This is a genomic window from Streptomyces sp. NPDC014006 (assembly GCF_043088925.1).
Taxonomy (GTDB): Bacteria; Actinomycetota; Actinomycetes; order Streptomycetales; family Streptomycetaceae; genus Streptomyces.
Map to the genome: position 1 here is coordinate 435,927 of NZ_JBICAJ010000001.1, position 26,924 is coordinate 462,850.

24 protein-coding genes and 2 tRNA genes are annotated in these 26,924 nt (G+C 72.3%); 23 read left to right on the forward strand and 3 right to left on the reverse strand.

All coding sequences use genetic code 11. From position 1 onward, the window contains the following. Positions 1-48: 48 nt before the first annotated feature. The 8 genes from rfbA (at position 49) to ACF1GV_RS01985 (ending at position 8,125) form a co-directional block, all read left to right on the forward strand. Positions 49-927, forward strand: a complete 879-nt coding sequence (gene rfbA / locus ACF1GV_RS01950; RefSeq protein WP_363264721.1) for a glucose-1-phosphate thymidylyltransferase RfbA — start codon at positions 49-51, stop codon at positions 925-927. Positions 928-946: 19 nt separating this feature from the next. Continuing rightward, on the forward strand, positions 947-1,552 hold the full coding sequence (gene rfbC, locus ACF1GV_RS01955; protein ID WP_391676948.1) for a dTDP-4-dehydrorhamnose 3,5-epimerase: 606 nt from the start codon (positions 947-949) through the stop codon (positions 1,550-1,552). A 41-nt stretch (positions 1,553-1,593) separates the two neighbouring features. Further along, positions 1,594-2,562: a UDP-glucose 4-epimerase GalE gene (gene galE, locus ACF1GV_RS01960; RefSeq protein ID WP_391676949.1), complete on the forward strand. Its 969-nt coding sequence runs from the start codon at positions 1,594-1,596 to the stop codon at positions 2,560-2,562. A 530-nt stretch (positions 2,563-3,092) separates the two neighbouring features. Further along, on the forward strand, positions 3,093-4,199 hold the full coding sequence (proB, locus tag ACF1GV_RS01965; RefSeq protein WP_391678445.1) for a glutamate 5-kinase: 1,107 nt from the start codon (positions 3,093-3,095) through the stop codon (positions 4,197-4,199). Between the two features lie 173 nt (positions 4,200-4,372). Next, positions 4,373-4,861, forward strand: a complete 489-nt coding sequence (locus tag ACF1GV_RS01970) for a hypothetical protein (RefSeq protein WP_391678447.1) — start codon at positions 4,373-4,375, stop codon at positions 4,859-4,861. 81 nt (positions 4,862-4,942) lie between these two features. Continuing rightward, positions 4,943-6,229 (forward strand): glutamate-5-semialdehyde dehydrogenase, encoded by a 1,287-nt coding sequence (locus ACF1GV_RS01975; protein WP_391676950.1) that lies wholly within the window; start codon positions 4,943-4,945, stop codon positions 6,227-6,229. 112 nt (positions 6,230-6,341) lie between these two features. After that, the gene (locus ACF1GV_RS01980; RefSeq protein WP_391676951.1) at positions 6,342-6,944 is read left to right on the forward strand and encodes a hypothetical protein; all 603 of its coding nucleotides are present in this window, start codon (positions 6,342-6,344) and stop codon (positions 6,942-6,944) included. Positions 6,945-7,054: 110 nt separating this feature from the next. Beyond that, complete coding sequence (locus ACF1GV_RS01985) at positions 7,055-8,125, forward strand: hypothetical protein (protein ID WP_391676953.1); 1,071 nt, start codon at positions 7,055-7,057, stop codon at positions 8,123-8,125. Between the two features lie 49 nt (positions 8,126-8,174). Here the strand turns inward: ACF1GV_RS01985 and ACF1GV_RS01990 are convergent, their stop codons facing one another. Beyond that, positions 8,175-9,269 carry a M48 family metallopeptidase gene (locus ACF1GV_RS01990; protein ID WP_391676954.1) on the reverse strand — a complete coding sequence of 365 codons (1,095 nt, stop codon included), beginning with the start codon at positions 9,267-9,269 and terminating at the stop codon, positions 8,175-8,177. Between the two features lie 115 nt (positions 9,270-9,384). Between ACF1GV_RS01990 and ACF1GV_RS01995 the strand changes: the two genes are divergently transcribed. The 10 genes from ACF1GV_RS01995 to ACF1GV_RS02040 all read left to right on the forward strand — a co-directional run bounded on the left by ACF1GV_RS01995 (position 9,385) and on the right by ACF1GV_RS02040 (position 14,726). Continuing rightward, positions 9,385-9,546 carry a hypothetical protein gene (locus ACF1GV_RS01995; protein WP_363264715.1) on the forward strand — a complete coding sequence of 54 codons (162 nt, stop codon included), beginning with the start codon at positions 9,385-9,387 and terminating at the stop codon, positions 9,544-9,546. A 110-nt stretch (positions 9,547-9,656) separates the two neighbouring features. Beyond that, the gene (locus tag ACF1GV_RS02000; RefSeq protein ID WP_361638440.1) at positions 9,657-9,821 is read left to right on the forward strand and encodes a hypothetical protein; all 165 of its coding nucleotides are present in this window, start codon (positions 9,657-9,659) and stop codon (positions 9,819-9,821) included. Between the two features lie 97 nt (positions 9,822-9,918). Further along, positions 9,919-10,629, forward strand: a complete 711-nt coding sequence (nadD, locus tag ACF1GV_RS02005; RefSeq protein ID WP_391676956.1) for a nicotinate-nucleotide adenylyltransferase — start codon at positions 9,919-9,921, stop codon at positions 10,627-10,629. Positions 10,630-10,645: 16 nt separating this feature from the next. After that, the gene (locus ACF1GV_RS02010; RefSeq protein ID WP_391676957.1) at positions 10,646-12,382 is read left to right on the forward strand and encodes a LytR C-terminal domain-containing protein; all 1,737 of its coding nucleotides are present in this window, start codon (positions 10,646-10,648) and stop codon (positions 12,380-12,382) included. 105 nt (positions 12,383-12,487) lie between these two features. Further along, positions 12,488-12,934, forward strand: coding sequence for a ribosome silencing factor (gene rsfS / locus ACF1GV_RS02015; protein ID WP_361638445.1), 447 nt, complete (start codon positions 12,488-12,490; stop codon positions 12,932-12,934). Then, positions 12,931-13,620 (forward strand): histidine phosphatase family protein, encoded by a 690-nt coding sequence (locus ACF1GV_RS02020; RefSeq protein ID WP_391676958.1) that lies wholly within the window; start codon positions 12,931-12,933, stop codon positions 13,618-13,620. Before rsfS ends, ACF1GV_RS02020 begins: the two co-directional genes overlap by 4 nt. 113 nt (positions 13,621-13,733) lie before the next feature. Continuing rightward, a tRNA-Ala gene (locus tag ACF1GV_RS02025) sits at positions 13,734-13,806 on the forward strand. Positions 13,807-14,115: 309 nt separating this feature from the next. Continuing rightward, positions 14,116-14,289, forward strand: a complete 174-nt coding sequence (locus ACF1GV_RS02030; RefSeq protein WP_391676960.1) for a hypothetical protein — start codon at positions 14,116-14,118, stop codon at positions 14,287-14,289. Positions 14,290-14,292: 3 nt separating this feature from the next. Next, entirely contained in the window at positions 14,293-14,526 is a 234-nt protein-coding gene (locus ACF1GV_RS02035; RefSeq protein ID WP_003976229.1) for a hypothetical protein, read from the forward strand. 127 nt (positions 14,527-14,653) lie between these two features. Then, positions 14,654-14,726: transfer RNA gene (locus ACF1GV_RS02040), tRNA-Ala, on the forward strand. Positions 14,727-14,833: 107 nt separating this feature from the next. Here the strand turns inward: ACF1GV_RS02040 and ACF1GV_RS02045 are convergent. Together ACF1GV_RS02045 and ACF1GV_RS02050 are read right to left on the reverse strand one after the other, a co-directional pair. After that, a complete protein-coding gene (locus tag ACF1GV_RS02045; RefSeq protein WP_391676962.1) occupies positions 14,834-16,444 on the reverse strand; it encodes an NADH-ubiquinone oxidoreductase-F iron-sulfur binding region domain-containing protein in 1,611 nt (536 codons plus the stop codon). After that, positions 16,441-17,919, reverse strand: coding sequence for a cytochrome b/b6 domain-containing protein (locus ACF1GV_RS02050; protein ID WP_391676963.1), 1,479 nt, complete (start codon positions 17,917-17,919; stop codon positions 16,441-16,443). Before ACF1GV_RS02050 ends, ACF1GV_RS02045 begins: the two co-directional genes overlap by 4 nt. A gap of 403 nt (positions 17,920-18,322) precedes the next feature. On the opposite strand from ACF1GV_RS02050, the gene leuS reads away from it, so the two are divergent. From leuS to ACF1GV_RS02075, 5 genes are all read left to right on the forward strand, one after another. Next, complete coding sequence (leuS, locus tag ACF1GV_RS02055; RefSeq protein ID WP_391676964.1) at positions 18,323-21,196, forward strand: leucine--tRNA ligase; 2,874 nt, start codon at positions 18,323-18,325, stop codon at positions 21,194-21,196. Positions 21,197-21,339: 143 nt separating this feature from the next. Next, positions 21,340-22,089, forward strand: coding sequence for a hypothetical protein (locus ACF1GV_RS02060; RefSeq protein ID WP_391676966.1), 750 nt, complete (start codon positions 21,340-21,342; stop codon positions 22,087-22,089). A 72-nt stretch (positions 22,090-22,161) separates the two neighbouring features. Continuing rightward, complete coding sequence (locus ACF1GV_RS02065) at positions 22,162-23,007, forward strand: DegV family protein (RefSeq protein WP_391676968.1); 846 nt, start codon at positions 22,162-22,164, stop codon at positions 23,005-23,007. Positions 23,008-23,172: 165 nt separating this feature from the next. Beyond that, positions 23,173-24,204, forward strand: a complete 1,032-nt coding sequence (locus tag ACF1GV_RS02070; protein ID WP_391676970.1) for a helix-hairpin-helix domain-containing protein — start codon at positions 23,173-23,175, stop codon at positions 24,202-24,204. Between the two features lie 176 nt (positions 24,205-24,380). Next, on the forward strand, positions 24,381-26,921 hold the full coding sequence (locus ACF1GV_RS02075; RefSeq protein ID WP_391676972.1) for a ComEC/Rec2 family competence protein: 2,541 nt from the start codon (positions 24,381-24,383) through the stop codon (positions 26,919-26,921). Positions 26,922-26,924 lie beyond the last annotated feature (3 nt).

Genomic DNA, 26,924 nt, shown 5'->3' on the forward strand with positions numbered 1-26,924 from the left:
CCAGTGGATGTCCGGGGCGGTCATCCGCCTGCCGTAGGCTGCGTGGCCATGCGTGGAATTGTGCTCGCCGGTGGTACCGGCTCCCGTCTGTGGCCGATCACCCGTGCGGTGTCGAAGCAGCTGATGCCGGTCTTCGACAAGCCGATGATCTACTACCCGCTGTCCACCCTGGTCATGGCCGGTCTGCGGGACATCCTGGTCATCACCGGCCCCGACGAGCGGCCCCAGTTCGAGCGGCTGCTCGGCGACGGCTCCGACTGGGGCCTGAACATCGAGTTCGCCACGCAGGAGCACCCCAACGGCATCGCCGAGGCCTTCGTCATCGGCGAGGACTTCATCGGCGACGAGCCCGTCGCGCTGATCCTCGGCGACAACATCTTCCACGGCGTCGGCCTCGGCCGGCAGCTCGCCAAGTACCGCGAGCCCGAGGGCGGTGTCGTCTTCGCGCACGCCGTCTCCGACCCGACCGCCTACGGCGTCGTCGACTTCGACGAGGACGGCCGCGCCCGCTCCATCGAGGAGAAGCCGCAGAACCCCAAGTCCCGCTACGCGGTGCCCGGTCTGTACTTCTACGACAGCCGGGTCGTCGAGATCGCCAAGGGCCTCAAGCCCAGCGCCCGCGGCGAGCTGGAGATCACCGACGTCAACGGCTACTACCTGGAGCGCGGTGAGCTGCAGGTGTCGGTGCTCGACCGCGGCACGGTCTGGCTGGACACCGGCACCTTCCAGTCCCTCGTCCAGGCCTCCGAGTACGTGCGCGTGGTCGAGGAGCGGCAGGGCATGAAGATCGGCTGCCTCGAGGAGGCCGCCTGGCGCGCCGGGTTCATCGACGACGCCCGGCTGCGTGAGCTCGCCGAGCCGCTGACCAAGAGCGGCTACGGCGACTACCTGCTGGATCTGCTGGCTCACGAGTCCGAGCGGGCCTGAGAGAGGAAACGGCTGTTTCATGAAGGTCAACCCCCTTGGCATCGAAGGCGCGTGGGAGTTCGTCCCGCAGCAGCACGGTGACGCCCGCGGCCTGTTCCTGGAGTGGTACAAGGCCGAGCGCATGGCCGAGGCCGTCGGCCACCCGCTCGACCTGAAGCAGGGCAACCTCTCCGTGTCCGCCGCCGGTGTGGTGCGCGGCATCCACTTCGCCGATGTGCCGCCCGGCCAGGCCAAGTACGTCACCTGCGTGCGCGGCGCCGTGCTCGACGTGATCGTCGACGTGCGGGTCGGCTCGCCCACCTTCGGGCAGTGGGAGGCCGTACGCCTCGACGAGAAGGACCGCAAGGCCGTTTACCTCTCCGAGGGTCTCGGCCACGGCTTCTGCGCGCTGACCGACGACGCGACCGTCACCTACCTGTGCTCCGAGGGCTACGCCCCGCAGCGCGAACGGACCGTCCACCCGCTCGACCCGGCGATCGGCGTCGAGTGGCCGGTCGGCGGCGAGCCCGAGCTGTCCGCGAAGGACGCCCAGGGCCCGACGCTTCAGCAGGCGAGCGAGGCGGGCATCCTGCCGGTGTACGAGGAATGCCTCGCGTTCCGTGCGTCGCTCGCGCAGCGCCACTGAACACTTACAGAGTGCATATACCGGACTGTTAGGCTGCGCGGATGACCTGGCTGATCACCGGCGGTGCCGGCTACATCGGTTCGCATGTCGTCAAGAGCATGGCCGAGGCGGGTGAGCCGGTGGTCGTCGTGGACGACCTCTCCGGCGGTGATCCGCGCCGGCTGCCGGGGCAGGTCCCGCTGGAGCGCGGCACCGTCCTCGACCGGACCTTCCTCGACCGTGTGCTGCGTGAGCACGCGGTCGAGGGGATCGTCCATCTCGCCGCGAAGAAGGCCGTCGGCGAGAGCGTAGAGAAGCCCCTCCTCTACTACCGCGAGAACGTGACGGGTCTTCAGGTCCTGCTGGACGCCGCGGTGTCGGCGGGGGTGAGCAGCTTCCTGTTCTCCTCCTCCGCCTCCGTGTACGGCACGCCCCCCACCGAGGTCGTCACCGAGGACACCCCGCTCGCTCCGCTCAGCCCGTACGGCGAGACCAAGACCGCCGGCGAGTGGATGGTCCGCGCCACCGGCCGCGCCCAGGGCATGGCCACCGCCTGTCTGCGCTACTTCAACGTCGCGGGCACCGCCGAGCCGGCGCTCGCCGACACCGGTGTGTTCAATCTCGTCCCGATGGTCTTCGAGCGGCTCGACGCCGGGCTGCCCCCGCTGATCTTCGGCGACGACTATCCGACGCCCGACGGCACGTGCGTGCGGGACTACATTCACGTCGCCGACATCGCCGACGCCCATCTCGCCGTCGCGCGCCGGCTCGCCTCGGGCCGGGGGGCCGGCGATCTCGTCTACAACATCGGCCGGGGCGAGGGCGTCTCGGTGCGGGAGATGATCCGCCTCATCGCCGAGATCACCGGCCACGAGATCGCCCCCGAGGTCACCGACCGCCGCCCCGGCGACCCGGCGAAGGTGGTCGCCTCCGCCGACCGTCTCGCGACGGACCTCGGCTGGAAGGCCAGCCACGACGTCCACGCGATGATCGCGTCGGCGTGGGAGGCCCGGCGCGCGTCACGCGGGTAGACGCGACCGGCAGGGCACCCCGCAGCGCGGGGCCGCGCAACCGGCGGCGGCTGCATCGGCGCCGGGCGGCGACCCTCACGGCGGCCACACCGGCGCCGGGCGCAGAGAAGCGCCGGGCCGCGCACCCCACGGCGGCTATGCCGACGCCGCGCCGCGACCTCCACGGCGGCCACACCGGCGCCGGGCGCGGGGAAACGCCGGGCCGTGACCCCCGCGGCGGCGGCCACACCTGAGCCGGGCGGCCGCAGCGCCGGGACGCACAACCCGCGGCGTCCACACCGGCGCCGGCCGCACAGAAACGCCGCGCCGCGCACCCCACGGCGGCCACCGAGCCCCCGGCCCCCGGAAAACCCCCGCCCGGCGGGCCCACCGCGCTCACCCCCACGCCACCGGCAGGTCCACGGTGCGAAACGGGCGCGCGGCGACCGGGCCCGCTCGCGTAGATTTTCCTTCCCGGCAGACCGCGCCATCTGGCGCGCGGTGCGAGGGACCGAGTGAGGACGGCGCAGGTGGCAGTGGCAAGGCAGGACGTGGGGGACGCCCGCAGGATCGTCGTCAAGGTGGGCTCCTCCTCGCTGACCACGGCCACCGGAGGCCTGGACGCCGACCGCGTCGACGCCCTCGTGGACGTGCTGGCCAAGCACCGCAGCGGTGGTGAGAAGGAGATCGTCCTGGTCTCCTCCGGCGCCATCGCCGCCGGCCTCGCCCCGCTGGGCTTGCGCCGCCGCCCCAAGGACCTCGCCCGCCAGCAGGCCGCCGCCAGCGTCGGCCAGGGCCTGCTCGTCGCCCGCTACACCGCCTCCTTCGCCCGCTACGGCGTCCGCGTCGGCCAGGTGCTGCTGACCAGCGACGACATGAGCCGTCGCACCCACCACCGCAACGCCTCGCGCACCCTGGACAAGCTGCTGGCGATGGGCGCCTTCCCGATCGTCAACGAGAACGACACCGTCGCCACGGACGAGATCCGCTTCGGCGACAACGACCGCCTCGCCGCCCTCGTCGCCCACCTCGTCCACGCCGACCTGCTGGTCCTGCTGTCCGACGTCGACGGCGTCTACGACGGCGACCCCAGCAAGCCCGGCACCTCCCGGATAGCCGAGGTGAAGGGCCCGCAGGACCTCGCGCACGTCGAGATCGGCAGCGCGGGCAAGGCCGGCGTCGGCACCGGCGGCATGGTCACCAAGGTCGAGGCCGCCCGGATCGCGGCCGCTGCCGGCATCCCGGTCGTGCTGACCAGCGCCGTGCACGCAGCGGAGGCCCTCGCCGGCGGCGACACCGGCACCTACTTCCACCCCACGGGCCGCCGCTCCGCCGACCGGCTGCTGTGGCTGCAGCACGCCTCCACCCCGCAGGGTGCCCTGCTGCTGGACGACGGGGCGGTGCGCGCGGTCGTGGACCGGCGCACGTCGCTGCTGCCGGCCGGCATCGCCGCGGTCGAGGGCGACTTCAGCGCCGGCGACCCGGTCGAGCTGCGCGACCGGCAGGGCAACGCCGTCGCCCGCGGCCTGGTCAACTTCGACGCCAGGGAGATCCCCCGGCTGATCGGCCGCTCCACCCGCGAACTGGCCCGCGAGCTGGGCCCGGCCTACGAACGCGAGGTCGTACACAGGGACGATCTGGTCCTGCTGCACCCCTGAATGGGGTCGAACGTGCCCGGATGCGGGGTCGAAACGTCCGCATCCGCGGGCGACGTTCCGCAAAACCACCCCGCGGAGCCGTGCGGCCTGCTGGACTTTGTCCGAGGCACACCATTCCTGTCTCAGGGACACATCCGCACGAACACTGGGCGAAGGAGGCCGTCGTGGCCGTCGTGAGACGAGTGCGCCCCGGGGCGGCGGCATCCCGTGGCGGCACGGGCGGCGGTGCCGCGGGCAGCCGCGGACCCCGGGCGGCCGGTGAGGAGCGCGCCCTGACGTCCGTCGCGGCCGGCGACCGGCAGGAGACGGAACCGCAGGACCTGCCCCGGCTGTGGCACGTCACCCTCAGCGTGTCCGGCGACCCGGCCCCGCTGCCGGAGCTGCGCCGCGCCCTCGAACAGCTCGCCCACGACCACCCCTTCCTGCTGACCAGCAGATACGCCCCCGACCACGCCGAGATCCGGTACTGGGAGGAGGCCCGCGATCTGCACGACGCGGCCGCCGTCGCCCTGCGGCTGTGGGGCGAGCACCGCCGCACCGCCGGGCTGCCGGCCTGGGAGATCGTCGGCCTGGAGGTCATCGACCGCGAGACCTACCACCAGCGCGTCGCCGAGGGTTACGGCCCGCCGCCCGCCTCACGTGTGGGTGTTCACCCCTTTTGATGACGTCTGAGGGCGTTTGATGCCGTCTCGGGGTGTGGAACAGGCGATGAGAGCTCCGGCCGGCCGCACTACGCTTCCCTCATGACCACGCTCTCGCCGTACGACTCGATGTCCCCGGTCACCCAGGCCGCCTACCGTGCCAAGGCCGCCGCCGCCACCCTCGCGCCGCTGCCGCGGGCCGAGAAGGACGACGCGCTGCTCGCCATCGCGGACGCGCTGGAGGTCCGCACGAGCGAGATCGTCGAGGCCAACGCCCTGGACGTGGCCAAGGCCCGCGAGAGCGGCACGAGCGAGGGCATGATCGACCGGCTGACGCTCACCCCCGAGCGGGTGCGCGCCATCGCCGCCGACGTGCGCGACGTGGCCGCGCTGCCCGACCCGGTCGGCGAGGTCGTGCGCGGCTCCACCCTGCCCAACGGCATCGATCTGCGTCAGGTCCGCGTCCCCCTCGGCGTCGTCGGAATCATCTACGAGGGCCGCCCGAACGTCACCGTGGACGCCGCCGTCCTGTGCCTGAAGTCCGGCAACGCCGTCCTGCTGCGCGGCTCCTCCTCGGCCTACCAGTCGAACACCGCCCTGGTGCGCGTACTGCGCGACGCCGTCGGCGGGGCCGGGCTGCCCGCCGACGCCGTCCAGCTGGTGCCGGGGGAGAGCCGGGACAGCGTGCGCGAGCTGATGCGCGCCCGCGGCCTGGTCGACGTGCTCATCCCGCGCGGCGGCGCCTCGCTGATCAACACCGTGGTGCAGGAGTCCACCGTCCCGGTGATCGAGACCGGCACCGGCAACTGCCACGTCTACGTCGACGCTCAGGCCGACCTCGACATGGCCGTGGAGATCCTGATCAACTCCAAGACGCACCGGGTCGGCGTCTGCAACGCCGCCGAGACCCTGCTGGTCCACCAGGACATCGCCGCCGAGTTCCTGCCCCGTGCCCTGGACGCCCTCGCCGACGCCGGGGTGACCGTGCACGCCGACGAGCGCGTGCAGGCGTACGCCAAGGAGTCCCGGGCCGCCGTGGTGCCGGCCACCGCCGAGGACTGGGAGACCGAGTACCTGTCGTACGACATCGCCGCGGCCGTCGTGGACTCCCTCGACAGCGCCGTCGAGCACATCCGGCTGTGGACGTCCGGCCACACGGAGGCGATCGTGACCACCTCCCAGCAGGCGGCCCGCCGTTTCACCCAGTTGGTGGACTCCACCACGGTCGCGGTGAACGCATCCACCCGGTTCACCGACGGCGGCCAGTTCGGCTTCGGCGCCGAGATCGGCATCTCCACGCAGAAGCTGCACGCGCGCGGCCCGATGGGTCTGCCGGAGCTGACCAGCACCAAGTACATCGTCACCGGCGACGGCCACGTGCGGCGCTGAGGGTCCCACTCGGACGGTGGGCATATGCGAATGGCGTATGCCCGCCGCTCTTTCGGGAGATGGCCTGAAGCCGTCCCGTCCCTTGGACGAATTTCCCTACTGTCTGCCCAAATTGACCCCCCAGGTCTACTCTGGATCTGTGCCGGAGGACGTGGGGGGTTCGCCGTTTTCTGACGGCTGGGAGCCCGACGACGACCAGGACCGCGGGGTGTCGGACGAAGAGTTCGCCTCCGTGGTCTTCGACGAGGCTTTCGTACGGGCGGCCGCGGTCCACGAGCCGAGCGCCGTCGAACGCCTCCTGGCCGCCGCCCAGGCCCGCGCCGAGGCCTCCGAGGCCGAGGCGGCCCGCCGCGCCCGCCACCCGGGCGAGAGCTACGACGACTACGGCCGGGGGGAGCGCGGCGCCTACGGCCTTGAAGGCGACGTCGACGACCTCGACGACCCCTACCTCTTCGACAGCCGCCACCGCGCCCCCTGGGAGTACGCCAAACAGGTCCGCTGGCATCGGCCCGTCGCCTGGATGCTCGCCCTCGTGATGGGCATCGGCATGGTCGCGCTGGCCTTCACCGCGGTCTACCGCGGCGGCTCCGGCGGCAACCGGGAACAGGCCCCGCCGCCCGCGACCACCGGCCTGGAACAGAGCCCTCCGGTGGCTCCCTCGGCCTCCGCGGACTACTCGCGTCCGGCCGTCCCGGCCAATCCGCGTACACCCTGACCGGCGGGCCGAACAGGCCCGCAGCGGCCGTCCCCGGCAGGTGAGTCGCTATCAGAAGTTGTGGTGTACCAGGGCGTTTACCGGACCTCCCGGAGACATACTCTGAATATATGGCCGGGCCCGGAGAGCCACCTGAGGGGACACCCCAAGGCGCCCCCGGTGGTGGAGAGGACGAATACCGATCCGTCGTGTTCGACGAGTCGTTCGTCCGCGCTGCCCGCCTCCAGGAGTACTCCGCCGAGGAGCGCATGGCCGAGCACACCCCCGCCGTGCGCCGCCGCCCGCCCCTCAACCGGGGGCTGTCCCGGCAGGCGCTGATCCTGGTCCTGCTCATCGCGGTCGCCTTCGGCACCGCCGTGTACATGGGTGTACGGCACCCCTACAGCTCGGAGGTGGCCCGCCGGCCCGCCGACCCGGCGCGGATGACCGTCATCCCGCTCGCCCCGCAGGGCAAGGTGCCCGGCGTCGCCGACGCCGAGTATCTGTACGCGCACAGCCCCGCCGCGCAGTACCGGATCGGGGCCGAGGGCATCCCGCTGCCGGCCTCCCAGAGCACCGCGCACTTCTCCGACAGCCAGGTGGTGACCGCCCTCACCACCGCCAAGGACTACATCGTGCGCTCCTCGCTCTACCCCGAGGTGCTCACCGGGCAGCAGGTGCGGCCCGTGCGCGTCCTGCTCGACCAGGACCAGCTCGACCAGTTCGACCAGAGCTTCCGCCGGCCCTCCGCCGACGGACGGCACGCGCCCACCGGCTGGATGGTCCGCTTCGACCCCTCCCAGGCCCAGCTGGCCGACGACAAGATCCGCGTCCAGGGCACCCTCGCGGCCGCCGAGACCGACGCCGCGAACCTCGAGGTCACCGCCGACCACACCTTCGTCTACGCCCTGCGCCCGACCGGCTCCGGCGAGCACGCCACGGCATCCCTCTTCACCGTCCGCCGGGAGCTGCAGTTCCGCTTCAACCGCGACGACCTGCGGCTGCACCAGGCCCAGCTGATCGCCTCCTACGTCCAGGCGGGCCCGCTGTCCTGCGCTGACGACGCCACCGACCACCTGCACCCGCTGCTCGCCGGACGGACCGCGAAATCCGGCGGCCCGGCCGGCACCGACCCCTACGCCACCGGCAGCGCGACGGCCCTGTGCGGCACCCTGGCCACGAGCGCCCAGCCGAAGGTGTGAGCCGGAGGCCGCGAACCGGAGGCTGGGCGCGACGGACCGCCCGGCGCCGTCAGCCCTCGCGCGGCGGGGTGTCCTTCGGTGAGCCGCCCTCGGACGGCGGCGGTCCGGCGAACCCGCCGAAGCCGCGCCGCATCCGGCTGCCCAGGTCACCCGCACCGTCCGCGAGGTCGCTGACCAGCTTCATCAGCGGGTCCTTGGACGTCCTCACATGGTTGGCGTAGTGCGACGCCGACTCCCGGAACGAGTCCGACACCGAGGTGTCCTTGTCCTCGCTGCGCCGCGGGTAGTGGCCGTCCATGAGCCGCTGGAAGTCCCGCGACTGCGACCACTTCTTCAGCTCGGCCGCCCGCACGGTGGTGAACGGGTGCGAGCGCGGCAGCACGTTCAGGATCTTCAGCACCGAGTCGCGCAGATCGCCCGCGGACTCGTACTCCTCGGCCTGCTGCAGGAACGCGTCCACGTTCATCTCGTGCAGATGGTTACCGCCGGCGATCTTCATCAGGCCGCGCATCGAGGCCTGTACGTCCTGCCCGACCAGCAGGCCCGCCCGGTCCGCGGACAGCTCCGACTTGCGGAACCACTCGCGCAGCGCCGTCACGATCGCCATGATCGCGAGGTTGCCCAGCGGGATCCAGGCCACCCGGACCGCCAGACTGGTCAGGAACAGCAGGATCGTGCGGTACACGGCGTGCCCGGACAGGGCGTGCCCCACCTCGTGGCCGACGACCGCCCGCATCTCCTCCTCGTCGAGCAGCTCGACGAGACCGGTGGTCACCACGATGACCGGCTCGTCCAGGCCGATGCACATCGCGTTCGGCTGCGGGTCCTGGTTCACGTACATCGGCGGGACCTTCTCCAGGTCCAGGATGTAGCAGGCGTCCAGCAGCATGACGTTGAGGTGCGCGAACTGCTGCTCCGACACCCGCACCGAGTCGGACAGGAACAGCAGCCTCAAGCTCCGCTCGGGCAGCAGCGCGCTGAGCGCCTTGAACACCGTGTCGAAGCCGCTCAGTTTGCGCAGGGCGACCAGGGCGGAACGGTCGGCCGGATGCTCGTACGCCCGCGAGGAGATCCCCGGGAACCGCCTGCGCTGCCTGCTGGGCACGCCCCCGTGCCCGCTCTGCTCGTGGCCGTCGTCGGACATGTGATCCCCCATGTGCGTCTGTGTGGCCGCCCTGCGGCCCTGTGCGCCCCCGAAGCAGAGCCCAGCCTAGGCGGAGTTACCGTGGACGGGCACTACAGCGAAGGAGTTCCGCGCCATGGAGCACACCCCCCGAGCCGCGTGGCTCACCGAGGCCGCGAGCGCCGCCCAGCAGCAAGGGCCTGGGAATCTGCTCCGGGTCGTACTGATCGTGATGATCGTGGGGTGTGCGCTGACGGGATGGTTCCTGCTGCGGGGCTACAAGCGGAAGGACGACTGAGGACCTGCGAAGGTTCCCCAACGGCGGAGTCGGCGTGATCGCCGGGAAGGCGCCCGCTTACGATGAGCCGACGTCTTTATCCCGCCCACACGCGATAGGTCCTGCCGAAGATGAGCATCCATCTCGCCGCCGCCCACTTGGTCACCCTTGCCGCCGAGGGCGAAGAGCACGGCGGCAACCACAACAGCCTCAATCCCGCGATCACCGGCGGCTGCGCCCTCGGGATCCTGCTGCTCCTGCTGTGGATCACCACCCGGTTCAACCGCGACCGCTGACCAAGGGCCCCGCGAGACGGCCCCGGCCGCCCCGGGCCGTACGGGGAACCGGCGGCCGCAACGGAGCCCTCAGGCCGGGCCGGTAGGGTCTGCACGCATGGGAGAGCAGGACATGCCTACCGGTCCGGCGCACGACACGGCCGGCGGCCCGCACGGCACGCACGACGAGAGGCCGCGCCTCGCGCCCCTGAACGCCCCGGGCCACGGCCCGGCCGGCGCGGGCAAGCGCCGTCTCGGCGTCATGGGCGGCACCTTCGACCCGATCCACCACGGCCACCTGGTGGCCGCCAGCGAGGTCGCCGCGCAGTTCCACCTCGACGAGGTCGTCTTCGTCCCGACCGGTGAGCCGTGGCAGAAGAGCCATCGCACGGTCTCCCCGGCCGAGGACCGCTACCTGATGACGGTCATCGCGACCGCCGAGAACCCGCAGTTCTCCGTCAGCCGCATCGACATCGACCGCGGCGGGCCGACCTACACCGTCGACACCCTGCGCGACCTGCGGGCCCTCAACCCCGACACGGACCTGTTCTTCATCACCGGCGCCGACGCCCTCTCCGCGATCCTCACCTGGCGCAACATCGAGGAACTGTTCTCCCTCGCCCACTTCGTCGGCGTCACCCGCCCCGGCCACCACCTGGACGACCCCGGGCTGCCCGAGGGCGGCGTCTCCCTCGTCGAGGTCCCCGCGCTCGCCATCTCCTCCACCGACTGCCGGGCGAGGGTCGCCAAGGGAGACCCCATCTGGTATCTGGTGCCCGACGGAGTCGTGCGCTACATCGACAAACGCGAGCTGTACCGCGGCGAGTGAACCGAGAGGGGCACCGGTGAACGACCGATACGACGCGGGGCACGGCAGCCACGGCGGCGACCAGTACGAAATCGTCGGATACGACGAGTACGGCCGGCCGGTCTACCAGCAGGTCCAGGCGCAGCAGCCGAGCGCGCAGGCGCCCTACGACCCGTACGCCGCGCAACGGTACGGCTACGGCGCGTACCCGACCGGACACCAGCCCCAGGCGCCCGCCCACGACCCCTACGGTCACCAGCAGTACGCCGTCCCCGCCCAGAACCCCGGCAACCAGCCGGCCGCCGACCCCTACGGCACGTACGGCACGGGTGCGCACACCCCGGCCTACGATCCCGCGGCCTACGACCCCTACGGGCAGGCCGCGACCAGCGGGCAGCAGCCCCGGGTCGCCGAGCAGACCGCCCACATCCCGCACCAGGCCGGGCCCGCCGACGACGACACCGGCGCCTGGCAGCGGCAGGAGCAGGAGGCGGGGGACTACCGCACCGAGCAGTTCGCCTTCGTCGAGGAGCCGGACGGCGACTCCGAGGACGTCATCGACTGGCTGAAGTTCACCGAGAACCGCACCGAGCGCCGCGAGGAGGCCCGCCGCCGCGCCCGCAGCCGCCTCATCGCCGTGGTCGTCGTCCTCGCCCTCGTCGCCGCCGGTGGCGTCGGCTGGCTCTGGTACGCCGGGAAGCTGCCGGGTCTGTCCTCCTCCAAGACGAAGTCCGGCGGCTCCGCCACCGCCGTGGCCGCGCAGAAACGCGACGTGATCGTCGTCCACCTGCACGACACCAAGAAGGGCGGCACCGCCACGGCGCTGCTGGTCGACAACAGCACCACCCGGCAGGGCACCACCGTCCTGCTGCCCAACAACCTCGCCCTGACCGACGACGACGGCACCGCCACCACCCTCGCCAAGTCCGTCGACGCCGACGGCTCCTCCGGCACCCGCGACGCCCTCGACACCGTCCTCGGCACCGACATCGAGGGCACCTGGCGTCTGGACACCCCTTACCTGCAGAACCTGGTCGACGTCGTCGGCGCCGTCGAGGTCGACACCGACACCGACGTCCCCGACCCCGACGCCAAGAAGAAGGGCGGCCCGCCGCTCGTCCACAAGGGCACCGCCCAGACCCTCAGCGGCAAGATGGCCGTCGCCTACGCCACCTACCGGGCCGCGGGCGAGGCGCCCAACGCCCAGCTGCAGCGGTTCGGCCAGGTCATGCAGGGCGTGCTGCGCAAGTTGTCGTCCGACCCGCAGGCCGCCACGGTCACCGTGCAGACGCTCCAGCAGATCCTCGACCCCTCCCTGACCGACAAGGACCTCGGCACCTTCCTGGCCAAGCTCGCCGACCTGGCCAAGGGCGGCGACTACAAGACGGCGCTGCTGCCGGTGCAGGGCGACGGCACTCTGAGCGCCCAGGCGGCGAACAGTGTGGTCAAGGACATCCTCGGCGGCACCGCCAAGAGCCCCGAGCAGGGTTCAGCGCTCCGGGTCTCCGTGCAGAACGCCAGCGGTGAGAAGGACAACACCGGCAAGGTCCGCGTGGTCCTCCTCAACGGCGGCTTCACCTTCCTCGAGGGCGGCACCGCCTCGACCCGCGAAACCTCGCAGGTCGTGTACGCCGACCCCGCGCACAAGGACGACGCCGCCGAGGTCGCCAAGACCCTCGGCCTGCCCGCCGGCTCCGTGACCAAGGGCACGGCGTCCGGCAACGCGGACGTCACCGTGATCGTCGGCCGCGACTACAAGCCCTCCGCCTCGTAGCCGTGCGGGGCGGCCCCGCCCCGGGTGATCCTTTAATCACCCGGGGCGCCGTCGGCGGTCATGAGACCCTTGGAGGCAAACCGACCGCCGAGGGAAAGCTCTGTAGTGACCGCAACCGACCGCTCTGTCCAACTGATCAACACCGCCGCCCAGGCGGCCGCGGACAAGCTCGCCCACGACGTCATCGCCTACGACGTGAGCGACGTCCTGTCCATCACGGACGCCTTCCTGCTGGCCTCCGCACCCAACGACCGCCAGGTCAAGGCGATCGTCGACGAGATCGAGGAGCGCCTGCAGAAGGAACTCGGCGCCAAGCCCGTGCGCCGCGAGGGCGACCGCGAGGCCCGCTGGGTCCTGCTCGACTACGTCGACATCGTCGTCCATGTACAGCACAGCGAGGAGCGTGTCTTCTACGCGCTGGAGCGGCTGTGGAAGGACTGCCCCGAGCTCGACCTGCCCGAGGACGCCCGGGCCACCCGCGGCAAGGCCGAGGAGCACGCCAAGCAGCAGGCAGCCGAGGAGGCCGTCGAACCGGACGGTGACTGGCGATGACCGAACCCGCTACCGGCACCGGCACCGGTTCCCGGGGCGGCGGCGAGCCGCGCCGGGGCCGCCGCGTCATCCTGTGGCGGCACGGCCAGACGTCCTGGAACGTGGAGCGCCGCTTCCAGGGCTCCACGGACGTCCCCCTCACCGAGACCGGCGTGGCCCAGGCCCGCCGCGCCGCCCGGCTGCTGGCCTCGCTGCGGCCCGACGCGATCGTCTCCTCCGACCTCGAGCGGGCCGCGCGCACCGCGGCCGAGCTGGCCGCGCTCACCGGCCTGGAGGTCACCCACGACGAGGGCCTGCGCGAGACCTACGCCGGGGTGTGGCAGGGACTGACCCACGACGAGATCGTCGCGCGCCACGGTGACGAGTACGCCGCGTGGAAGCGCGGTGAGCCGGTCCGCCGCGGTGGCGGCGAGCTGGAGACCGAGGTCGCCGACCGCGCCGCCCCGGTGGTGCTCCGGTACGCCGAGAAGCTGCCCGAGGACGGCACGCTCGTCGTCGTCAGCCACGGCGGCACCATCCGCACCACCATCGGCCGCCTGCTCGGACTGGAGGCCCAGCACTGGGAGAGCCTGGGTGGGCTGTCCAACTGCTGCTGGTCGGTGCTCGGCGAGGGCGCCCGCGGCTGGCGGCTGCTGGAGCACAACGCCGGCACCCTGCCGGAACCCGTCCTCGGCGACGACGACTGACCGCCGGGTCGGGCGCCCCGCCGGCGGCGCCCGGGACCCGGATTTCACTTTCCGGCAGGTCGCAGGCTAAAGTTCTTCTTGTTCGCCCCGCCCGAGCGGGAAGAACAAAGCCCGGGGCTATAGCTCAGTTGGTAGAGCGCCTGCATGGCATGCAGGAGGTCAGGAGTTCAATTCTCCTTAGCTCCACTGATCGACACTCCTTGGAGATGTCAACGATCGGTAGATGATGATCCCGTCCCCCAGGGGCGGGATTTTTCATGTCCGGGTGCCACCCGGCAGGGTCGGGGCCCGCTTCCTCTCCTTCGCTTGAGTCACTCGGCGCCCGGGGGCGTATAGCTCTGCGGAAGCGCTTCTCACACGCATGCGGCGCTCGCCGCGTCGGCCCTGGTGGGTGCCCTGTCCGGACCGGTACGACGGCGTCGCTGACCGTATTGGCCCCGTCGTGGCAGAATCAAACGGCCGGAAGGGGGCGCGGCCCGACGGGAGGGAGTAGTGATGCCTGCGAGCATCCTCGAAGAGGTCGGTCACCTCTTCGACGTCGGCGGTGCCCGGGGCACGGTGGCCCGGCTCAGCTGCCCTTCCTGCGGTTCCGCGCATGTGGCCCAAGTCCTCGGCGACAACGGCGGAGTCTCGTACGTGTGTACGGCCTGCGGCCACAGCTGGAGCTGACCCATGGGTGCCCACAGGCGGAAGTGCGACTGGTGCGGCAGCGGTACGCCGATCGTCCGTGACATGGAGCCGGTCAACCCGGACTACCAGTACTGGTGCGAGGAATGCGCGCGGGCGCTGATCATAAAAGGCGACCCCATCGAGACGTACCGGGAGCTGGAAGGCGAGCCGATCTACGGCCGGCTGCTCGAGGAGCACTGCACGCTCAAGCGGTTCTACTCCTTCGTCACGGCCTAGCGAAGCGGACATTTGCCCCTAAGTGGGGTGCCAGGGGAATGGATTTGGTGCTGCACCCGCAGGCCCTGTAATGTTTACGTCGTCGCCGGCGGAACCGAGAGGGAAACCGGGCGGCGAAGCGGAACAAGGGGCTATAGCTCAGTTGGTAGAGCGCCTGCATGGCATGCAGGAGGTCAGGAGTTCAATTCTCCTTAGCTCCACAGCAATCGAGGGCGGGTCATCCGAGAGGATGGCCCGCCCTCGACGTGTTCGGTGCGTCACACCGGCATCAGGAGAGGCGGCCCCGAGGGGCACGCCTCTCCTCGCGTCAGCGGCCGAGCGCCCTCCGGCCCCGGCCCTGTGAGAGCACCGGCAGATTGGCGCGGGCGGGCTCCGCGCGCGTGTCCTCCTCGATGCGCAGCGCCAGCGCCGGGCAACGGCGTACCGCGCGCAGCGCCTTCGCCTCCGCGTAGCGCGGCACCGATGCCTGCGCGACCGTCGGGAAGCCGTCGGCGCCGAGCTCGAACACCTCCGGAAGGATGTCCGCGCACAGGCCGTGGCCCCGGCACAGCGTCCAGTCGACGTAGATCTTCTGCCGGCTCGGCCCGGTGTCCTCGGCTGCCGCGCCGCCCGGCAGGCCCGTCGGCCCCCTGCCCCCCTCGAAGAGCGGCAGCACGCCCTGTACGGGCCGCCCGCAGCCGTTGCCGAGGACATGCGCGGCGAGGTCGTCGGTGAACGCCTTGATGGTCGACTCCAGGAACATCGCCGAGCCGTCCGGGTGCGAACACGCCCCGCGCCGCTTGACGTTCTTGGCGACCTGCTTCACCGCCTCAAGGGCGGCCGGACCGCCCCCGTTCAGGATGTCCGCGAGACCACGCGCGGCGGCCGGCAGACCGAGGTAGCAGGGGCCGCACTGGCCGGCGCTCTCCTCGGCCAGCCACTGCGCCACCCGCAGCGACTCGCCCAGCGGGCAGGTCTCCTGACTGATCGGCAGGATCGCCCCGGCACCCAGCGAACCGCCCACCGCGTCCAGGGAGTTGCGCGAGACGATCGCCTCGTCCACGGTCGCCGCGTCGATCCACTTGCCGTGGTAGCCGCCGGTCAGCACGCCCTGCGGCACCGGCGGCGCGCCCGCCAGCTGCAGCACGTAGCGCAGCGGCACGCCCGTGGGGACCTCGATCACCATGGGGCGCGCCACCGCGCCGGACACCGTCAGCATGACGGTGCCCGGCTCGTCGTACAGGCCGGTGTTGCCGTAGCGCTCCGAGCCGATGCGGGCGGCGATCGCGATCTGCGCGAACGTCTCGGCGTTGGACAGCAGGGTCGGTGCGCCGCCCACGCCGCTCTGCGAGGCGCTGATCTTGCGGCCGGGCGGGATCGCCGGGCCGCCGTCGATCGAGCGGATCAGTGAGGCGGCCGCGCCGGTGACCATGCGCACCGGGTTGCGCTGCACGCGCGCGCGGAGCGCGGATCTACGGCCGTTGCTCAGGCCGCGTTCGGCGAGCGCCGCCTCCATGGAGCGCTGCGTGGACTCCCGGGTGACGCCCACCACGAGTGTGCGGGCACCGAGGGCCTCCGCGCACAGCAGAGCGCCGTCCAGGATGAGGTGCGGGGCCCGGTTGATGAGGACCGTGTCCTTGCGGCAGGCCGGTTCGTCCTCGCTGCCGTTGACGACGACGACCGGCCGCACCCCGCGGCGGATCGCCGACTCGGCGACCGAGCGCAGCTTCTTGTGGAAGGGGAAGCCCGCGCCGCCGCGGCCCCTGAGGTTGATGCGCTCGGCGAGCTGGGCGAGCTGCTCGCCGCCCATCGGTTCGAGCGGCCCGTGCACCTTCAGGTGCATCGGCAGATCGAGTCGCTCGACAAGGTCGAAACCCGACGTGAGTTGCGGAAGTCCGACCACGCGGACCTCGGGGACGTCGGGTAGGGCCTCGTTCACCTGTAGCCTCCGGAAGGCGTGTTCCAGGGCTCGCCGGAACCCGGAGCGTCGAAGGAGGCGCCGGGCAGGGTTTCCGTGGCGGGACCGCTGGTGTACGTGTCGTTCGAGTGGTACGCGCCGGACAGGGGGTTCGTCTCACCGGTGTCGTACAGGTCACGTCCCCCGTAGCCGGAGCTGTCCGCGCCACCGTAGGCCGGGACGGTGTAGCCGGTGTCGCTCAGCGGGTCGTACGCGGAGGGGGGCGCCTCGCCGACCGGCGGCGGGGACGGGATCGGCCAGTCGCCGGCGGGGCCGCCGCCGTCCGTGCGGGGCATCGCCTGGGTGGGCTGCGTGTCCAGCGGCGTATCCACGCGCGCGTACCGGGGGCCGTCCGTCCGCGCGGTCCGGTCGCCGGCGTAGGACGCCCCGGTTGCGAAGGTCTGGTCGGTGGCGAAGGCGTGGTCCACGGCGGGGGTCTGACCGGTCGTGTACGGCTGATCTGCGGCGAAGGGCTGACCGGTCGCGTAGGGCTGGTTCGCGGCCAGGCTCTGACCGGTCGCGTAGGGCTGGTCGGCGGCGAACGGCTGCGCCGCACGCGCGCGTGCGGAGACGGCACGGTAGGCCGCCGCGAAGCCGCCGGCCGGCTCCGGCTTCGGAGCGTCGTAGGCCGCCGCGGCCGGTGTGCCGGTGCGCTGCCGGGGGATGCCGTAACCGGGCAGCGCGGAGGCGTCCGGCGCCGCCGGCGCACCGCCTTCCTGTTCCGTCACCCGGGCTCGGCCCGCCTCCGGTTCCTCGCGGCCGGCGCGTTCTTCCGTGCCCAGGAGGGAGGCGACCGTGTCGGCGAAGCGGCGTTTGACCGGGCGCGGCGCCGCACGCAGCGCCAGCGCGGCGATGACGGCGAGCAGGGCCAGGCCGTACAGGAAGATGAAGAGCGGCTTGGCGGATCGACCCGCGTAGAGGCCGTGGACCAGCGCGGCGCACCAGGCCGGGTAGGCCAGCATGTGCATGGCCCGCCAGCGCGCCGCGACGGGCGCGGGCGAGGCGAACCTGCTGCGCAGCGCCCCGGTGACGCCCACGAAGATCATCAGCAGTCCGGCCGCGGAGCCGAGCCCGATCAGTCCGCCGCTGCCGGTGACGCCCAGCGAGAACGGGATCACCGCGGCGATCAGCACCGTGTGGTCCAGGGCGATCTTGGTGGTGATGTGCAGCAGCAGGAACGCGATCGAGGCGACCGCGGTGGTGCGGTGCACGGCCTGTCCGACGATCCGCTGGCGGGTGTTGAGGAGGATCCGGTCCTGGGCGACCAGGCCCCAGATCACCGAGCAGCTGAGCGAGACGAGCGAGAGCACGCCCGCGCCGAAGTTGAGGAAGTCGCGGACCCGGTCACCTCCCACCAGCACGAACACGGGTATGAGGAGCAGGACGACGGCCGACGCGACCCCGTAGGCCGAGCGGCCCGGCCGGGGGAGCGAGGGGGTACTACGACGACGGTTCATGGGGGCAACTCCGAGCAGTTCGGGAAAGCGGTCCCGTTGCCGCACTCTAGGTGGCGCCATACCGGCGAGTACGAGGTTTGAGTTATTGCGCTGTTATCAAATGACAATGAGCTTGTGGTGATGTCCCTTAGTTGCTGTTACGCCGGGTAATCTTTGGCCTTCGATCCGTGTGTGTCGTTGTTCTCCCAGTCGTACGGAAGCGCGTCGCAGCTTGCTCAAGGGGTGCGGTACCCTGGCGCCATGCGTGCCGTACGCCTTCTGCTTAGCGAGCCGCGCTGATCAGTCCCGACCGCCGGTGAGAACGGGGTTGGAATCGGCGCGGCGTCCCCTCCTGTGCGAGGGGATTTTTCGTTTCCGGATGAGGAAGCCGCTGGCAGAGACGATCGATGGAGCTTTGAGGATCATGAGCGAGACGAACCCCGCCGCCTCTTCGGAGGCGGCCGCGCCGCACCGCTACACGGCCGCGACGGCCGCCGAGATCGAGGCACGCTGGCAGGACTTCTGGGACGCGGACGGCACCTACGCCGCGGCCAACCCCAAGGGCGACCTGGCGGGAGACGCGCAGACCGCCGCCCGGCCCGAGAAGTTCATCATGGACATGTTCCCGTACCCCTCCGGTGCGGGTCTGCACGTCGGCCACCCGCTGGGCTACATCGCCACCGACGTCTTCGCCCGCTTCCAGCGGATGACCGGCCACAACGTCCTGCACACCCTGGGCTTCGACGCCTTCGGCCTGCCCGCCGAGCAGTACGCCGTGCAGACCGGCACGCACCCGCGCGTGTCCACCGAGGCCAACATGGAGAACATGAAGGCCCAGCTGCGCCGGCTGGGTCTGGGCCACGACAAGCGCCGGTCGTTCGCCACGATCGACCCGGACTACTACAAGTGGACCCAGTGGATCTTCCTGCAGATCTTCAACTCCTGGTACGACCACGAGGCGAAGAAGGCCCGCCCGATCTCCGAGCTGGTCGCGCAGCTCGAGTCCGGTGAGCGCCCCGTCCCGGGCCACACGCGCGCGTGGAGCGAGCTGAGCGCCGCCGAGAAGGCCGACGTCCTGGGCGAGTTCCGGCTGGCCTACGCCTCCGACGCGCCGGTGAACTGGTGCCCCGGCCTGGGCACCGTCCTGGCCAACGAGGAGGTCACCGCCGAGGGCCGCTCCGAGCGCGGCAACTTCCCCGTCTTCAAGGCCAAGCTGCGCCAGTGGAACATGCGCATCACCGCCTACGCCGACCGGCTGCTGGAGGACCTGGACGCGCTGGACTGGCCCGAGGCGATCAAGCTGCAGCAGCGCAACTGGATCGGCCGCTCCGAGGGCGCCCGCGTCGAGTTCCCCATCGACGGCGAGAAGATCACCGTCTTCACCACCCGCCCCGACACCCTGTTCGGCGCCACCTACATGGTGCTGGCGCCCGAGCACCCGCTGGTGGAGAAGTTCACCCCGGACGCCTGGCCCGAGGGCACCCACGACGTGTGGACCGGCGGTCACGCCACGCCCGCCGAGGCCGTCGCCGCCTACCGCGCGCAGGCCGCCGCCAAGTCCGACGTCGAGCGGCAGGCCGAGGCCAAGGACAAGACCGGCGTCTTCATCGGCGCCTACGCCACCAACCCGGTCAACGGCGAGCAGGTCCCCGTCTTCATCGCCGACTACGTCCTGATGGGCTACGGCACCGGCGCCATCATGGCCGTCCCGGCACACGACAGCCGTGACTTCGCCTTCGCGCGCGCCTTCGAGCTGCCGATCCGCTGCGTCGTCGCGCCGACCGACGGCCGGGGCGAGGACACCGCCGCGTGGGACGACGCCTTCGTGTCGTACGACGCGAAGATCGTCAACTCCGCCGGTGAGGGCGTGACGCTGGACGGCCTGGGCGTCGCCGAGGCCAAGGCGCGCATCACCGAGTGGCTGGAGTCCCGCGGCATCGGCGAGGGCACCGTCAACTTCCGCCTGCGCGACTGGCTGTTCAGCCGCCAGCGCTACTGGGGCGAGCCCTTCCCGATCGTCTACGACGAGGACGGCATCGCGCACGCGCTGCCCGAGTCGATGCTGCCGCTGGAGCTGCCCGAGGTCGAGGACTACAGCCCGCGCACCTTCGACCCGGACGACGCCGACACCCAGCCCGAGACGCCGCTGTCGCGCAACGAGGACTGGGTCAACGTCACCCTGGACCTGGGCGACGGGCCGAAGAAGTACCGCCGCGAGACCAACACCATGCCCAACTGGGCCGGTTCCTGCTGGTACGAGCTGCGCTACCTCGACCCGCACAACAGCGAGCGGCTGGTCGACCCGGAGATCGAGCAGTACTGGATGGGCCCGCGCGAGGGCAAGCCGCACGGCGGTGTCGACCTGTACGTCGGCGGCGCCGAGCACGCGGTGCTGCACCTGCTGTACGCGCGCTTCTGGTCGAAGGTGCTGTACGACCTGGGTCACGTCTCGTCGCGCGAGCCGTTCCACAAGCTGTTCAACCAGGGCATGATCCAGGCCTACGTCTACCGCGACAGCCGTGGCATCGCGGTGCCCGCCGCCGAGGTGGAGGAGCGCGACGGCGCCTACTACTACCAGGGCGAGAAGGTCAGCCGCCTGCTGGGCAAGATGGGCAAGTCCCTGAAGAACGCGGTGACGCCGGACGAGATCTGCGCCGAGTACGGCGCGGACACGCTGCGCCTGTACGAGATGGCGATGGGCCCGCTGGACGTCTCGCGGCCGTGGGACACGCGCGCGGTGGTCGGCCAGTTCCGTCTGCTGCAGCGGCTGTGGCGCAACATCGTCGACGAGACCACCGGCGAGGTCACCGTCGTCGACGCCGAGCCCGACGAGGAGACGCTGCGCGCCCTGCACAAGGCGATCGACGGCGTGCGCCAGGACTTCGAGGGGATGCGGTTCAACACCGCCATCGCCAAGGTCACCGAGCTGAACAACCACCTGACCAAGGCGGGCCGGCCGGTGCCGCGGAGCGTCGCCGAGGCGCTGGTGCTGCTGATCGCGCCGCTGGCCCCGCACATCGCCGAGGAGCTGTGGCGCCGGCTGGGCCACACCGACTCCGTCGTCCACCGGGACTTCCCGGTCGCCGACCCGGCGTACGTCGTGGACGAGACCGTGACCTGCGTCGTCCAGATCAAGGGCAAGGTCAAGGCCCGCCTGGAGGTGCCGCCGGCCATCTCCGAGGAGGAGCTGGAGAAGGTGGCGCTGGCCGACGAGAAGGTCGTCGCGGCGCTGGACGGCGCCGGCATCCGCAAGGTGATCGTGCGCGCGCCGAAGCTGGTGAACATCGTCCCGGCGTGACGCACCCGGACTGGACCCCTAAGGGTTCGGCGGGGTTGTCTGCGGGCAGGTTCGGGGTTCTTCCGGAACTCCGGGCCTGCCCGGTGCGTTTACCGTGGAGGAGTGGCGCGCAGCGTGCCGCAGCGGGCTGGAGGAGGAGCGTCGTGGAAGCAGTGATCGCAGTCTTCGCCCTGCTTTTCGTGCTCTTCGTGGCCTTGGGCGCGTACGCCGCCACGAAGGCGATCGGTGCCGCCAAGCGGGGCGTGGACCGCACGATCACCCAGGCCCGCCGCACGGTCGAGGACCACACCCTGCGGGCCAAGTCCTTCGGTCGGCCGGGCCCCGCCGGTGAGATCGCCGAGCTCAGGCTGAAGCTGCGCACCTCGATGCGCGCCACGCAGGACGCGCTGCACGCGGGCGTGGCCGAGGACGAGTCGCTGAAGGAGTCCCTGGGCCTGTTCGAGCGGCTCAGCGTGCACGGGCGCGAGCTGGACGGCGACCTCAGGCGCCTGGAGTCCGAGCCGGACCGGGCCACCCTCGCCGAGCGGCTGCCCCGGCTGCGCGAGCGCACCGAGCGCATCGTGCACTCCGCGGACTCCCTGCGCTGGGCGGTCCGCGACCGCGCCGGCCACCTCGCCGACGACGACCTCGACGCGCTCAGCGCCCAGATCGACGTGGAGACGGGCGCCCTGCGGCACTGGACGACGACCGAGCCGATGACCGAGCCGACGACCCCGCCGCCGGCCACCTGGCCCGAGACCCCCGCCGCCGGCACGGACCACCGGCAGACCTGGCCCGAGACCCCCGAGGCCCGAACCTCCGAGGAGCGGGCGCGGCGTGCCATCACCCCGCCGGCGGCCGCGCGCCCGTCCTACCCCTGGCAGAAGAGGCCGCGCCCGGAGAGCACGACCTGATTCGGTCAAGGCATTCCCAGGTGCAAGGGCCCGGACTGCCGCCCGCGCGCCACGGCAGGTAACCTCCAGCTCATGTCCCGCCATGTCGCGATCGTCACCGATTCCACGGCCTACCTGCCGCCCCGGATGAGGGAGCGGCACGGCATCACCTCGGTGCCGCTGACGGTGGTGCTCGGCGGCCGGGCCCTCGACGAGGGCACCGAGATCTCGACCCGCTCGCTCGTCCAGGCCCTGCAGAAGCGACGGTCCGTCACGACCTCGCGCCCCAGCCCGCAGCTGTTCGCCGAGACCTACCGCAAGGTCGCCGCGTCGGGCGCCACCGGCATCGTCTCCCTGCACCTGTCCGGCGAACTGTCCGGCACCTACGACGCGGCCGTCTGCGCCGCGCGTGAGGCTCCCGTACCCGTGCGGGTCGTGGACACCGGCATGGTCGCGATGGCACTCGGTTTCTGCGCGGTCACCGCCGCCGAGACGGCGGAGAGCGGCGGCACCGTGGACGAGGCCGTCACGGCCGCGGAGAAGCGGGCCGCGGGCACGGCCGCCTACTTCTACGTCGACACCCTCGACTACCTGCGCCGGGGCGGGCGGATCGGGACCGCGCAGGCCCTGCTGGGCTCCGCGCTCGCGGTGAAGCCGCTGCTGCAACTGGAAGGCGGCCGGATCGAGCCGCTGGAGAAGGTGCGCACGGCGTCCAAGGCGATCGCGCGTCTGGAGGAGATCGTCGCCGAACGGGCGGGCGGCGCGGCGGTCGATGTCGCCGTCCACCATCTCGCCGCCGCCGACCGGGCGTCGGCGCTCGCGGAGCGGCTGCGGGCGCGGGTGCCGGGGCTGGCCGACCTTCATGTGAGCGAAGTCGGCGCGGTCATCGGCGCGCACACGGGGCCGGGCCTGCTGGGGGTCGTGGTCTCGCCGAGGTGAAGCACCCGTTTTGCCGCGGCGAATTACCCGTCTTGCCGCGGGGGATCACCTGTCTTGCCGCCGTGACTCACCCGTGTGAGTGGCCCGGATATCCACAACTCGGTGGCCGTCCACGGAATACAAGCAAGATCATCGCGTATCGGCGTTCTGGCCGATGCTCGTCGCATGGCACTTCGAGAACGCACCCGTCCAGCTCATGCGACCAGCGGTCCCGGCCGGGGCCCGGCCTCCGACGGCCGCCTGCGTGAACGGCGCCCGGCCGGCCGCGTCCGCCACCACACGCGGCACGTGTCGGCGGACGAACTGCGCCGGCGTGCACAGATCCTCTTCGCCCAACACACTGGCGCCGGACCGGAGTCGGGCGCGGCGCCACCCACGCCCGGTGTGGCGAGGGCGCCGGACGCGGACGCGGACCCGGTCCGGACCGAGCCGCCGGCGCCGGAGCAGCGGGGCGGGCGTCGGTGGACGGGGATCGGGCCGGCGCTGCGCGAGCGGATGCCGGTGTGGGTGCAGACCCGGTGCGGTCTGGAACGCCGCAGCGTGCTCGCGCTCGGCGTGCTGCTCCTCGTGGCGGCCGTTCTCGCGGCGCAGCACTTCTGGACGGGCCGCACGGAGACCGTGAGCGCGCCCGAAGTGGTGCGCGCGGCAGCCCCCCAGGCCGTGGAGCCGGCCACGACAGACGTCCGCGCGGACCCGCCCCGCCCCGCCGTGACCGCCGGGCCCGAGATCGTGGTGGACGTCAGCGGCAAGGTCCGCAAACCCGGCATCCACCGCCTGCCGGCCGGTTCCCGTGTCGTCGACGCGCTCCGCGCGGCCGGCGGGATGCGACCCGGCGCCGACACCCAGGGCCTCAACCGCGCCCGCTTCCTGATCGACGGGGAACAGGTGGTCGTCGGCGGACCCCCGCCCGCCGCCGGGACCGGCGCGAGTGGCGGGGGCAGCGCGGGCAGCGGGGCCGGTGGGGGCGGTGGCTCGGCGGGAGCCATGGCCGGGGGTGCCCCCGCGGCTCCCGTCTCGCTCACCACCGCCACGGTGGACCAGCTCGACGCCCTGCCGGGGGTGGGTCCCGTCCTGGCGCAGCACATCATCGACTACCGCACCCGGCACGGCGGTTTCCGGTCGGTGGACGAACTGCGCGAGGTCAACGGCATCGGCGACCGCCGCTTCGCCGACCTGCGGGAACTGGTGCGGCCGTGAGCGCCGGGCCGCGTGTTCGGCACGAGGGGCAGCGCAGGGCGGCGGAGGAAGTACCCGCCGGGGTGCGGAGGGCGGCGCAGGAGAGTCCCGCCGAGGAGCGGCGGACTGCTGAGGAAGGTGCCGCCGGGGAGCGGCGGACGGCTGGGGAAAGTCCCGCCGAGACCCTCCGTAACCCGGTGCACGCCGCGTCCGGTAACCGGCTCGGGGACGCCCATCCCCGGCAGGAGGGGCCGGTTGACCTCCGGCTGGTGCCGCCGGCGCTGGCGGCATGGGCGACGGCAGCCGTGACGCTGGACGCACCGCCGTGGGTGGTCGTGGGCGTGACGGCCGCCTGCCTGGCCATCGGCTTCGCCCTGCTGGCGGTCGGGCGAGGCGGGGCCGGTGCGCCGAGCGTCCCACGGCAGCGGGGGCCGGTGCCGTGGCCCAAGGGGCGCGCGGGGATCGGTGTGACCCTCGCCGCCGTCCTCCTGTGCGCCGCGGCCGCCGCGGCCTCCGCCGGGCTGCACGGCGCGGATCTGCGCAGGGGACCGGTGCCGGTGCTGGCCCGGCAGTACGTGACGGTGACCGCCGACGTGGAGATCACCTCCGACGCGCGCCTCACCCGGCCCCGGGTGCGAGGCGACCATGTCACCTCGCCCTCCCTGGTGATCGAGGCGGAGGTGCGGGCGGTGGAGAAGAGCGGTGGGCGGCGGGTGGGGACACGGGCGCCCGTGCTGCTGATCGTGGACGCGGGGAGCAGGGGCGGGCCCGGCCCCGCCGACTCCCCGTGGCTGGAACTGCTGCCGAGCACCACGCTACGGGTGAGCGGTCGGCTCGCTCCGTCCCTCCTCAGCGGGGATCGGGTCGCCGCCGTGCTGCGGGTGCGGGACCCCGGGAAACCGCGGGTGGTCGGTCAGCCGTCGGGGCCCCAGCGGCTGGCGGGGCGGTTGCGGACCGGGCTGCGCAAGGCGACCGACAGCCTGCCGGGCGACGCGCGGGCCCTGCTGCCCGGGCTGGTCGTGGGGGACACCTCACGGATCACGCCGGACCTGGACGAGGCGTTCAAGGAGACCGACCTCACCCACACCCTGGCCGTGTCCGGTGCGAACTTCACCATCCTCCTTGCGCTGCTCCTCGGCCCACCCGGCCTGGCCCAGCGGGCCGAACGCCGGGGCCTGGCACCCCGCCTCGGACTTCCCCTGCGGGCGACGGCCCTGCTGGGCGCGGGGGTGACCCTCGCCTTCGTGGTGGTGTGCCGGCCGGACCCGAGCGTCCTGCGGGCGGCGGCCTGTGGATCCGTCGGGCTGCTCGCGCTGGCGACCGGACGCCGCAGAACGCTGATCCCGGCGCTCGCGACGGCGGTACTGCTGCTCGTCCTGTACGACCCGTGGCTCGCCCGCAGTTACGGCTTCCTGCTCTCCGTGCTGGCCACCGGTGCCCTGCTCACGATCGCGCCCCGGTGGAGTGCCGCGCTGCGGCGGCGCCGGGTGCCGCCGCGGGTGGCCGAGGCGCTGGCCACCGCGGGTGCCGCCCAGGCGCTGTGCGCGCCGGTCGTGGCGGTGCTGTCCGCGCGAGTGAGCCTGGTCGGGGTGGTCTGCAACCTGCTCGCGGAGGTCGCGGTCGCACCGGCGACGGTGCTCGGTTTCGCCGCGTTGACGACCGCCCCGCTCGCGATGCCGGTGGCCAAGGCGCTGGCGTGGTGCGCGAGTTGGCCGGCCGAGTGGATCGCCGGTGTGGCGCGGACGGGAGCGGCCCTGCCCGGTGGGGGCGTGGACTGGCCGGGCAGCTGGACGGGGGCGCTGCTGCTCGCGCTGGTCATCGTGCTCGCGGTGCTCGCCGGGCGGAGGCTGCTGCGTCACCCCTGGCTGTGCGGGGCGTGCGGGGTGCTGCTCCTGCTGTTCGTGGTGCAGCCGGCGCCGCTGACCCGGCTCGTCACGGGCTGGCCGCCACCGGGCTGGCGGCTGGTGATGTGCGATGTGGGGCAGGGCGACGCGACCGTGTTCGCGGCGGGCGAGGGCCGTGCGGTGGTCGTGGACGCCGGACCCGAGCCTCGCCGTGTGGACCGGTGCCTGCGCACCCTGGGCATCACCCGGATTCCGCTCGTCGTGCTCACGCACTTCCACGCCGACCACGTCGCCGGGCTGCCCGGAGTGTTGCGTGGCCGGGCGGTGGGGGCGATCGAGACGACCGCTCTGGAACAGCCCGCGGACCAGGTGCGGTTCGTCCGAAGGGAGGCGTCCGCGCGGCACATTCCGCTCACCCGGGCCGCGGCGGGGGAGGAGCGACGGGTCGGCGGGCTGTCCTGGCAGGTGTTGTGGCCGCGGCCCGGTCCGTCACCGGCGGTGGACGGTCCGAACGACGCCAGCGTCACCCTGCTCGTGCGGACGGCGGGACTGCGGGTGCTGATGCTGGGCGATCTCGAACCGCCCGCGCAGCAGGCGCTGGCACGGTCGCCGGCCGCCGCGTCGCTGCGGGGTGTGGACGTGCTGAAGGTGGCCCACCACGGCTCCGCGTACCAGGACCCGGAGCTGATACGGATGGCGGCTCCGCGGCTGGCGTTGGTGTCCGTGGGTGCGGACAACCCGTACGGGCATCCCGCTCCGGTGACCGTCCACGCGCTGCGGGCACGGGGAGCGACGGTGCTGCGGACCGACCGGGACGGGTCGCTGGCCGTGCTCGGGTCGGCGGGTCCGGGTGGCTCGGGGGCGGACGGGGGGCTGCGGGTGGCGCCAGACTGAGGG

Coding starts and splice junctions, on each gene's coding strand:
- rfbA (WP_363264721.1), top strand. CDS start 49: ATGCGTGGAATTGTGCTCGCCGGTGGTACCGGCTCCCGTCTGTGGCCG.
- rfbC (WP_391676948.1), top strand. CDS start 947: ATGAAGGTCAACCCCCTTGGCATCGAAGGCGCGTGGGAGTTCGTCCCG.
- galE (WP_391676949.1), top strand. CDS start 1,594: ATGACCTGGCTGATCACCGGCGGTGCCGGCTACATCGGTTCGCATGTC.
- ACF1GV_RS01975 (WP_391676950.1), top strand. CDS start 4,943: ATGACCACGCTCTCGCCGTACGACTCGATGTCCCCGGTCACCCAGGCC.
- ACF1GV_RS01985 (WP_391676953.1), top strand. CDS start 7,055: ATGGCCGGGCCCGGAGAGCCACCTGAGGGGACACCCCAAGGCGCCCCC.
- ACF1GV_RS01990 (WP_391676954.1), bottom strand. CDS start 9,269: ATGTCCGACGACGGCCACGAGCAGAGCGGGCACGGGGGCGTGCCCAGC.
- ACF1GV_RS01995 (WP_363264715.1), top strand. CDS start 9,385: ATGGAGCACACCCCCCGAGCCGCGTGGCTCACCGAGGCCGCGAGCGCC.
- ACF1GV_RS02000 (WP_361638440.1), top strand. CDS start 9,657: ATGAGCATCCATCTCGCCGCCGCCCACTTGGTCACCCTTGCCGCCGAG.
- nadD (WP_391676956.1), top strand. CDS start 9,919: ATGGGAGAGCAGGACATGCCTACCGGTCCGGCGCACGACACGGCCGGC.
- ACF1GV_RS02020 (WP_391676958.1), top strand. CDS start 12,931: ATGACCGAACCCGCTACCGGCACCGGCACCGGTTCCCGGGGCGGCGGC.
- ACF1GV_RS02030 (WP_391676960.1), top strand. CDS start 14,116: ATGCCTGCGAGCATCCTCGAAGAGGTCGGTCACCTCTTCGACGTCGGC.
- ACF1GV_RS02035 (WP_003976229.1), top strand. CDS start 14,293: ATGGGTGCCCACAGGCGGAAGTGCGACTGGTGCGGCAGCGGTACGCCG.
- ACF1GV_RS02050 (WP_391676963.1), bottom strand. CDS start 17,919: ATGAACCGTCGTCGTAGTACCCCCTCGCTCCCCCGGCCGGGCCGCTCG.
- leuS (WP_391676964.1), top strand. CDS start 18,323: ATGAGCGAGACGAACCCCGCCGCCTCTTCGGAGGCGGCCGCGCCGCAC.
- ACF1GV_RS02065 (WP_391676968.1), top strand. CDS start 22,162: ATGTCCCGCCATGTCGCGATCGTCACCGATTCCACGGCCTACCTGCCG.
- ACF1GV_RS02070 (WP_391676970.1), top strand. CDS start 23,173: ATGGCACTTCGAGAACGCACCCGTCCAGCTCATGCGACCAGCGGTCCC.